This is a genomic window from Streptomyces sp. NPDC002306 (assembly GCF_053593435.1).
The window spans coordinates 1-8,041 of sequence record NZ_JBSFCK010000094.1 but is presented as its reverse complement, the minus strand read 5'-3'; the positions used below and the strand labels follow the sequence as shown (position 1 = coordinate 8,041).

Sequence of the window (8,041 nt, the reverse complement as noted above, 5' to 3'; positions counted from 1 at the left end):
GCCCGCAGAGAATTAACTTGCCGGTTTTGAGACTTGACGCCGCAGTTCGGTGGGGTGGCCGCCCGCATGTTGTTCCTCTGCGGGCCCTTAGCCCCCAGAACTGACCCCGGAAGGCCACCTGGCTGAGCCCATCAACAACGTAGGCTCCCGGATCAACAACAAAGGGGAAGTCATGCCGGACCCGAAGGCCGTGGCCCCGTTGCGGAGCCACGAAAACGGTAACGAGGGCCCGCAGTCCCGGCTTCGGACGTTCCCGAAGCGGCCTGACCAGTAAAATCCACCTGGTCTGCGACAGTGCCGGCCGCCCGCTCGCCTTCACACTCACAGGCGGCAACACCAACGACTGCACCCAGTTCACCGCCCTGATGGAAGCGATACGGGTGCCCCGGATCGGCCCGGGACGGCCCCGCACCCGGCCCGCCCACGTGCTGGGCGGCAAGGGCTACAGCTCCCGGGCCATCCGCACCTGGCTGCGACGGCGCGGCATCGGCCACACCATCCCCGAGCGGGCCGACCAGGTCCGCAACCGGCTCCGGCGCGGCAGCCGCGGCGGGCGCCCGCCGGCTTTCGACAAGCAGCTCTACAAGCGTCGCAACGTGGTGAACGGTGCTTCAACCGCCTCAAGCAGTAGCGGGGCATCGCCACCCGCTACGACAAGACCGCCGAGTCCTACCAAGCAGCCGTCACCCTCGCATCACTCCTGATGTGGGCGTGACATTTGAAGACAACTCCAGCACTGGGACAAGATCACCAGGCTTCTCAAGCCCGTAAACACCGCGCCGACCGAAGAGGCAGCCCTGGACCGGTTCGCCGAGTTCGCCGACGCTTTAGGCAAGGAAGTATCCGGTTGGGGAAAAGCCTGGGCGGAGTTCACCCCGTGCCTGCGGTTCAACACCGAGATCCGCCGCATCGTCTGCACGACGAACGCGATCAAGTCGGTGACCGCGCGAATCCAGGCGGTCCCGCGGGCATTTTCCGAACGAGCAAGCAGCCTTGAAGTTGCGTCTACATGGCGATCACGTCACTCGATCCCAGTGGCACAGGTCAGACCCGCTGGACCATGCGCTAGACAGCCACGCTCAACGCCTTCGAGATCACATTTGACGGTCGCCTCCCGGCAGTCCGTCAGTAACTTCAACATCCCCGGTTACACCGCTCGTTTGACAGACCTCGGCATAGTGCGGCTCACTGCAACCGTCCCGGCTCGGCATAACCGCATAAAGATCTCTAGCACTGAACTTAGCCAGATGAGTAGCATCTACTCACTGCTTATTTCTGCTTGCAGGTCAGTCTTGAATTCATCAACTGGCTTAATTGCACTGCACCACTCTACCGAATCTCGGCATGTGGCACATTCACATCTCGGCAAAGAAAGGGGCTAGCACCGTGGGAAGTTGTCCGCTACGAAAGCATCCGTCGTGCAGATGCGGATTCAGTACACGCACAACATCTACCCTATTCCTCGATATTGCGCAACGCAATTACAGCGCCCCCGAGTGGAGGCGACTCCGCGGGCTAGCCAATGGTCTCCATTGCGAAATTCCCTTCGACACTCCACAACGAACTACGGAGAACGGAGACCGTGAATGATTGGTATCAAAAATGGAATCTCTCAGGAATGGCGATGTCGCCCGATCTGCACAGCGCAGGAACCCCGCAGGGCGCACACTCCCCGCATGGAGCATACGGGATTCGAAGGCCGCTTGCGCGCAGCCGGAAGTGGATCCAGCGATCTTCTTTCCGAATGAGTCACACACGCCACGAGGGTGGGATAAAAAGGCTAAAGCCATATGCAGGAATTGTTCCGTAATATCGGATTGCCTGCGTCTGGCCATTAAGGATGGCGAGGTGGAAGGTGTATGGGGTGGGCTGAGTCCCACGGAACGCTATGAATTAGGTGGTCCGCCGCCCAGGAGGTTGAAGAGGACCCGCCAGCGACTGCAACGTAGTCTACCGCTTGAATAAGAAATCTTACGCGCTGTGAGCGAGCAACGACCGTGGCGATCTGTTCGCAGATCGCCTAACGGTGGTTCTAGGTCGTGATCCCGTGGGGCGCCCCTGCCGGGTCGGGAACGTGCATGGCCAGGACCTCTCCCCCCTGGCCCCAGTGCTGGCCGCCGTCGCGACGCCGTGGCGTGACTGACGACGAACAACTCGGCCGTGGCTTCCTGGAGTGAATTCTGTCAGAGTTGTAGATATAAAACGAGAACCGCCGGGATAAGCCCAGCGCTCACGTCCGCTCCCGGTGAACTCGCACCACCGTTGCCGTTAGTACTGTTGCTCGCCATCCAGCCCTGTCGTAACATTCGAACTCAACGGCCTGCCCGAGCTTCTTCCCTATGTCGTGGAATACATCTGCCGAGCGAGGCCAGGCCGTCCTCGTAATCAAGAAAGGTTCCTCACCGTTCAGCTACGGAAACCGACATCACCTCCGGTAATCGTGCTGCCGCACAAAACAGACTGCCCACTCCCCCACTGCATGTCGAGAACAGTGGCCGATAGGTTGTGCCGAAGATGACAAATGAAACCCAATTCACGATAGACTCATCCGCAGGTCAGCTGAATAGCCGGGGCTAAACTTCCCGCCTTGCGCGCCATGTAATCTATTTGCCGTTATGGAATTCGATTCTATCGGTGCCGCCCCTGTCCGAGGTCGCGGGCAACTCGGTCACCACCGCGAAGGCGCTTGGCTGGATCGTATGTCGGCTGCGATTTGAATAGCGGCCACTTGAGGGCGTCTGCCGAGAAGTGAGGTGAGGCGGGCGGGGGCGGCGGGGTGGCTACCCGCGGCAGGAAGTTCAGCAAACAGGGCAATACTAAGGGCGAGCCGAGGGCTGTAAGCGGTGGACCAGGCGGTACGATCGGCGGCTCCGCCGGTATGACCCCCGGCGCGATCCTCCAGGGCAAACAGGCTGTCGCCTGCTGCTTGAGTCCTGGCTCCGGTGATCGCTGGGCGGGTAGTCGGATGCACGTTGTAGACAGTCTTTACACCATGGGTGATCTTAGTGATGGTGTACGGGGTGGCGTAGCGGCCGTGGGCAGCCAAGGCAGCGTAGGCGGCGGTCACCTGGAGGGGAGTGGCAGTGGCATCCTGCTGGAGTTGATCCAGCGGGGGTTTGAGCTGAGCGGTGCGGAGGGGATCCAGGGCGGTGCCAGTTTCGATGGCGCCGTGGAGGGCGTCGTTGAAGGGCTGCCGGGCGTAGTCTCCGCCGCCGTACAGCAGCCGGATTGCCCCGTCACCTGGGACGATGGCGGCGATTGCGGTGTGCAGACGAGCTTTACCCGGTTTCCGATGGGTGCGGCCGATGATGTCGGTTTGGGCGCGAATGCTCTGAGTGGCCTGGTCCTGGAGAGTGATGTCGAAGGTGGTGTGGACGGTGTAGCCGCCGCGGGCGAGCTCATCTGGGCTGGTGTGTAGCCGGTCCGCGGCTTCGGCGGCGGCCGCGTCGAGCAGATACTGGCGCTGTCCTTCGGTCCGGCCTGGCGGATAGAAGCGGAACGCTGGGAAGACCGCGCGGGCTCGCTGACTGGAGGTGATGGCACCAACTCGGGCCATGCCGTCGAGTACCCATGCCCAACGGTGCTGCAGAGTGGCGGTGACGTTGGGGTCGCTCCCGGCCCGTTCGTAATACGAGGGCAGGTTGATGATGGCTGCGAGGGCGGCGCCCTGCTCTAGGCTCACACGGTCGGCGTCGGCTCCGAAGTAGTTGCGGGCAGCGGCTTGAATGCCAGCCGCGCCGCGACCGAAGTACACGGTGTTCAGGTAGCCTTGCAGAATCTCGTTCTTGGAACGGGTGCGGTCCAGCTTGACCGCGATCAAGATTTCCTTGGTCTTGCGGGACAACGACCGCTCTGGGGACAGCAGGGCGTTTTTGATGTACTGCTGGGTGATGGTGGAGCCGCCCTGGCGGGCTCCACCAGTGACTGCGGCCCATAGAGCGCGGGCGATGGCGGTGGGCGCGATGCCGGAGTCGGTGCGAAACGACCGGTTCTCCGCAGCAATCACCGCGTCCTGTACGTGCCGGGGCACTTGGGACAGCGGCACGTCCTGCCGGTCCACCGGGCCCCTCCGTCCGAGGTAGTCGCCGTGTACATCAAGAAACACGGTGCTCTGCGCTACCGCCTCCGGATGCGGGGCAGGAATGTCCACCATGATGTATGCCCCAGCCACCGCCCCACACAAGCCCACGACCAGCATCGATAGCAGCATGGCCAACCGCTTAAGCCACCGACCGCGAAACCGTCTAGACGTCACTGCGGAATTGCGATAGATGCGGCGTGGTCGACGTTGCTGTGGCTGTCGCATGAGACAGCTCAAAAAATGGGACATGAGGAAGTCTCTGGTGTGAGGCAGACCAGTCAGCCAGGGACCTTGACAGGACTCGGCGCTGCCGATGGCTGGATGGTTTGACATGGAGAGCAGCAGGCCGGTGGGTGACGCAGGCTTACCCATTACTAGCGGAGGGTGAGGGTGGCGATGGTGTGACCTGCGATGTCCTGGACCGTGACGCTGTGAACGAAGTTGTGCGTGCCGTCCTTGCTCTTAGGTCCAGTGGGCAGCGGGCTGGTGGCATACCAGGCGCCCCAGCCGGGCTGGCCGGCCAGGCGAACCACGCGACCGGTCACCGTGCCCTTGTCGGTGACTACCTTCACGCTGACCGCGTCGCCCTTGCCGTTGTAAACACCGGACAGGAAGTAACGCCCCTGGATCGGCTCGGACTGGAGGCTCACGCCGGGCAGGCTCATGTCCAGGTTGCCGTCGGTAACGCTGCGGAACTGATTGGCCTGGGTGGGGGTGGACCAGTGCTTGCCGTCCTTGGTCAGCCACAGTTGCGCCTTCGGCGCAGCCTGCACCCGCTCCCCCGGCGCCACCACCCGCACCGACGACACCGTAGCGGCTGGTTGTCCAATGGTCTGGGCAGGGGATGTGGTGATGTGGACGGCGGTGGCGGCTAGCGGGATGAGCAGCAGTCCGCAGGCAGTGGCCAGCGCTGTGGTGTGACGTCGGCGCCGAGTACGACCTGCCTGCACGATGGCGGCCAGCGGCACCAGGGAGGGAGTGATGTCGTAGGCGGCGTCTGTGAACAGTTGATGCAGCAGCTCACTGTCGGGGGAGGAACTCATCGGTGGGCTCCGGGATGGAATGCGTCGAAAGCAAGGGCGGGATGGCTGCGCAGGGCCGCAAGGCCACGCCGGGCATGGGTCTTAATCGTGCCCAGTGAGCAGTTCAGCATCGTGGCGATCTCCTGATCGCTCAGGTCCTCGAAGTAGCGCAGCACCATCACCGTCCGCTGGCGAGTCGGCAGCGTCGCCAGCGCCTGGGTGAGAGCCGAGCGGTGCTCGGTAATCTCGGCGTGTCCGCTCTGCGCACGATGCACTGTCTCGGGGAAGAACGGCGTGAACAGATGGGCCACACGCTTCTTACGGATCCTGCTGAGATTGTTGTTGACCAGAGCCCGGCGCATGTAAGCATGGGCTTCGTCACGGGGGATGCGCCGCCAGCGGGCATACACCTTGGCCAATGTGGTCTGCACTAAATCCTCGGCTTCGTGGAAGTCGCCGGTGAGCATGTGGGCAGTGCGTACCAAACAAGGCCAGGCCGCTGCGGCGAACTCGGCGAACTCGCCATGGCTCTCGTCTGTCACTACGGGTCGTTCCTCAAGGTGATGGGGTGAAGGCGTTCTCGAGGGGTGGGGCCCGAGATGTCCGGGCCCCACTAGAGTCTCACTCCGTTAGCGGAGGGTGAGGGTGGCGATGGTGTGACCTGCGATGTCCTGGACCGTGACGCTGTGAACGAAGTTGTGCGTGCCGTCCTTGCTCTTAGGTCCAGTGGGCAGCGGGCTGGTGGCATACCAGGCGCCCCAGCCGGGCTGGCCGGCCAGGCGAACCACGCGACCGGTCACCGTGCCCTTGTCGGTGACTACCTTCACGCTGACCGCGTCGCCCTTGCCGTTGTAAACACCGGACAGGAAGTAACGCCCCTGGATCGGCTCGGACTGGAGGCTCACGCCGGGCAGGCTCATGTCCAGGTTGCCGTCGGTAACGCTGCGGAACTGATTGGCCTGGGTGGGGGTGGACCAGTGCTTGCCGTCCTTGGTCAGCCACAGTTGCGCCTTCGGCGCAGCCTGCACCCGCTCCCCCGGCGCCACCACCCGCACCGACGACACCATTTTGGAAGTCTTTGCCGAAGTGGATGCCCCGGTCTTAGCGGCGGCCGCAACTGTGGCCTTGGCGGGAGTCGCGAAAGCTTGAGCCATCGTGGGCGCCCCTACCACCGCGGCCGCGATCGCCGCGGCCGCCACATACTTCTTGATCCGTGTCATGAACGTAACTCCGTGCAGATTGGAATGAGCAGGGTGGAGGGCGCCTCTCCACCCTCTTAAACTCCGCCCACCACGAACCCGGATGACACAAGACGCTGTTTTTTTGCATTGCTTCCCATGCCTCGCCCTGACAGCAGCCACCTGACCGGCTGTCGGCGTCGGCTGAACGCTGGTTCTGGATCACTTTTGGTGCAGGTCTGACGTAGGGTCACCGTCGCGGGTTTTGCGGCAGGCGGGTCAGCGGGCGAGGAGGATGCGCTTGCGCAGGAGGTCGAGGCCGGCCCGGCCGAACATCTGCCGCTTCAGCATCTTGATCCGGTTGACCTGCCCCTCGACCGCACCCGAACTGAACGGCAACGTCAACCCCGCTGCCACCGCCCCAAGATCAGACCTGACCCCCGACACAAACGACTGCAACTCGGACCCGCTACGCCGCCCCGCCCGACCAGGCACAAGTCCTGGGTGCCTCCAGGATCACCAGCATCAATGTCATCGTGCACCCGGACGCCGGACCCGGCCCCGACGGACGCCGTGACCGCACGCTGCAACTCCTTCGCACCGATCCCCTCCGCACCTGGCGCGCATGTGAAATCGCCCGCGGTATCGGACTGGACGACGCCCAAGGACTACGCGCGGAACTGGGACGCTGGGTCCGCGAAGGAATCCTCCGCCGCACCGGGCGGGCCTCTACGCCCTCGAACCCAAGTGGGCTACCCCCGACCTCTATCAGTCCTTGTCCCCGGCCCCGTTGACAGCCACGGACCGGCCTTAACTCCGTGGTCTTGGAAGTACTCGTTGGAGTTGCGTGAGCGTGCGGTGCGGATGCACCGGACCTCTGATCCGAAGCCCCAGATCAAGCGTCTCGCCATCGAGCTCGGTGTGCATCCAGAAGCCCTGCGCGGCTGGATCCGGCAGTCCGAGGCCGATGCCGGCGAGCGCGACGACCGGCTGACCACCGACGAACGCTCGGAACTCACTGCACTGCGCAAGGAGAACGCCCAGCTCAAGCGGGCGAATGAGGTCCTGCGGACGGCCTCGGCTTTTTTCGCGGCCCAGCTCGACCCGACCCGGCCCAGGTGACCGCACTCCTGGACGAGCACCCCGACCTGGGGGTCGAGCCCGTCCTGCGGGAACTGCACATCGCCGCCTCCACCTACTACCGCTGGCGACGGGCTGAGCGTGAACCGTGCGAATGGCGGCGCCGCGACGTCGACCTGACCGAGAGGATCAAGGAGATCCACGCCGAGTCCGGCGGGATCTATGGCTCGCCGCGCGTGCACGCCGTGCTCAGGCGCGAGGGTATCCACGTGGGACGCAAGCGGGTTGAGCGGTTGATACGCGAGGCCGAGATCGTGGGGATCAGCCCGCGCCGGAGCGGCTTCACACGCCGCGACCCCAAGGCCACACTCGCCCCGGACCTGGTCGAGCGGGACTTCACCGCACCGGCGCCGAACCGGCTGTGGGTCACCGATCTCACCATGATCGCCACAGGTGAGGGGCCCTTGTGGCTCTCTTCGAGGAGAAGCACTACGCCGACCAGGCAACGGCCCCGAACGAACGAAACTGAAACCCCGCCAAACCGCCCTGACCAGCTGATCAGCACCTCCCGCACACCGGGGGAACCTCAGCTTGATCTTTAACCAGTGACTGTCGAACGAGTCTCGTACACGTTCACCTGGCTGGATAATCACCGCATGTCAGAGCGGCCTTCGCCTGAT

8 protein-coding genes and 3 pseudogenes are annotated in these 8,041 nt (G+C 63.7%); 6 read left to right on the top strand and 5 right to left on the bottom strand.

All coding sequences use genetic code 11. The features are described from left to right. Positions 1 to 245: 245 nt before the first annotated feature. From ACWCQK_RS41490 to ACWCQK_RS41480, 3 genes and pseudogenes are all read left to right on the top strand, one after another. Positions 246 to 715: pseudogene (locus tag ACWCQK_RS41490) on the top strand (IS5 family transposase); the annotation flags it as partial. Between the two features lie 16 nt (positions 716 to 731). Continuing rightward, positions 732 to 1,132 (top strand): annotated as a pseudogene (locus tag ACWCQK_RS41485) (transposase); the annotation flags it as partial. A 470-nt stretch (positions 1,133 to 1,602) separates the two neighbouring features. Continuing rightward, positions 1,603 to 1,965 (top strand): WhiB family transcriptional regulator, encoded by a 363-nt coding sequence (locus ACWCQK_RS41480; RefSeq protein ID WP_451164367.1) that lies wholly within the window; start codon positions 1,603 to 1,605, stop codon positions 1,963 to 1,965. A gap of 703 nt (positions 1,966 to 2,668) precedes the next feature. Here the strand turns inward: ACWCQK_RS41480 and ACWCQK_RS41475 are convergent. The 5 genes from ACWCQK_RS41475 to ACWCQK_RS41455 form a co-directional block, all read right to left on the bottom strand. Then, positions 2,669 to 4,198, bottom strand: coding sequence for a transglycosylase domain-containing protein (locus tag ACWCQK_RS41475; protein ID WP_451164365.1), 1,530 nt, complete (start codon positions 4,196 to 4,198; stop codon positions 2,669 to 2,671). Positions 4,199 to 4,455: 257 nt separating this feature from the next. Continuing rightward, on the bottom strand, positions 4,456 to 5,124 hold the full coding sequence (locus tag ACWCQK_RS41470; RefSeq protein ID WP_451164363.1) for a hypothetical protein: 669 nt from the start codon (positions 5,122 to 5,124) through the stop codon (positions 4,456 to 4,458). Then, entirely contained in the window at positions 5,121 to 5,645 is a 525-nt protein-coding gene (locus ACWCQK_RS41465; RefSeq protein ID WP_451164361.1) for a SigE family RNA polymerase sigma factor, read from the bottom strand. Before ACWCQK_RS41465 ends, ACWCQK_RS41470 begins: the two co-directional genes overlap by 4 nt. A gap of 87 nt (positions 5,646 to 5,732) precedes the next feature. Next, complete coding sequence (locus ACWCQK_RS41460) at positions 5,733 to 6,323, bottom strand: hypothetical protein (RefSeq protein ID WP_451164359.1); 591 nt, start codon at positions 6,321 to 6,323, stop codon at positions 5,733 to 5,735. Positions 6,324 to 6,560: 237 nt separating this feature from the next. Then, entirely contained in the window at positions 6,561 to 6,698 is a 138-nt protein-coding gene (locus ACWCQK_RS41455; RefSeq protein WP_451164369.1) for a hypothetical protein, read from the bottom strand. Between the two features lie 47 nt (positions 6,699 to 6,745). On the opposite strand from ACWCQK_RS41455, the pseudogene ACWCQK_RS41450 reads away from it, so the two are divergent. The 3 genes and pseudogenes from ACWCQK_RS41450 to ACWCQK_RS41440 all read left to right on the top strand — a co-directional run. Further along, positions 6,746 to 7,095, top strand: a pseudogene (locus tag ACWCQK_RS41450) (IS4-like element ISSav1 family transposase); the annotation flags it as partial. After that, entirely contained in the window at positions 7,029 to 7,403 is a 375-nt protein-coding gene (locus ACWCQK_RS41445) for a transposase (protein ID WP_451164357.1), read from the top strand. The pseudogene ACWCQK_RS41450 and the gene ACWCQK_RS41445, both read left to right, overlap by 67 nt. Continuing rightward, positions 7,400 to 7,963, top strand: coding sequence for an IS3 family transposase (locus ACWCQK_RS41440; RefSeq protein ID WP_451164355.1), 564 nt, complete (start codon positions 7,400 to 7,402; stop codon positions 7,961 to 7,963). Before ACWCQK_RS41445 ends, ACWCQK_RS41440 begins: the two co-directional genes overlap by 4 nt. The last annotated feature ends 78 nt before the right edge of the window (positions 7,964 to 8,041 follow it).

Excerpts from the sequence above, each read along its gene's own strand:
- ACWCQK_RS41460 (WP_451164359.1), bottom strand. The coding sequence starts at position 6,323 with ATGACACGGATCAAGAAGTATGTGGCGGCCGCGGCGATCGCGGCCGCG.
- ACWCQK_RS41475 (WP_451164365.1), bottom strand. The coding sequence starts at position 4,198 with ATGCTGGTCGTGGGCTTGTGTGGGGCGGTGGCTGGGGCATACATCATG.
- ACWCQK_RS41480 (WP_451164367.1), top strand. The coding sequence starts at position 1,603 with ATGGAATCTCTCAGGAATGGCGATGTCGCCCGATCTGCACAGCGCAGG.
- ACWCQK_RS41470 (WP_451164363.1), bottom strand. The coding sequence starts at position 5,124 with ATGAGTTCCTCCCCCGACAGTGAGCTGCTGCATCAACTGTTCACAGAC.